This window comes from Vibrio sp. 811, from assembly GCF_033339195.1.
The window spans coordinates 1-657 of record NZ_JAWOUB010000491.1; the positions used below are offsets into that span (position 1 = coordinate 1).

Here is a 657-nt window from a genome sequence, read left to right on the forward strand (position 1 = left end):
TCTAACGCTATCAAGCTTGCGGACATCGTAGAAATATATGGCGGATTAAATAAAACAATCAAACTTATCGAAGCGGTATTAGCCTTGCGGGGAGTAGGGCTGCATACTCAACAACGTATCGATTATATGGATCAAGTACTGTTGGGCTTAAAGGATCTGCGTTCACTCACTCCACAACATCAAGAGGAAGAGGTTCTTTGGAACTGTGTTCTACCTTACTGCGCACTATGCTGGCGTCTACGCAGCCGCTCTCACTACTACTGCGAAAAACACCACCCCATCAAGTCCACTAAACTTTATAAACAGCAAAAATACGCAGCTATCACTGCATTGAAATATCTGCCCAACCAGAACAGTGCAGCTTACGAAAAGTATCTAGCACAACCTAACAAACAGAAAAATCTGGGACGACAACTGTATGATCTGGTCGGCGGCTATGCTCCGCATCCACGAGTATTTCTACGCCACTGTAAAGATAGCGCGAAGGCAGGAGACTGGCTCTCGCTATCAAAGAACATTGTTCAGACATGTAAAGTAAACTACCCAGCGAGCTATAAAAAAATAAATCAGATCAAGTCAGATGATTTTGGTCAATGGTCATCATGGTGTATCGCGATAGTGAGATGTTTAGATCTTAAAGAACCAAACGCGTGGAGT

1 pseudogene is annotated in these 657 nt (G+C 43.5%); it reads left to right on the forward strand.

What is annotated here, in order from left to right:
• Window positions 1-657: pseudogene (locus R7Q46_RS27670) on the forward strand (MarR family transcriptional regulator); the annotation flags it as partial.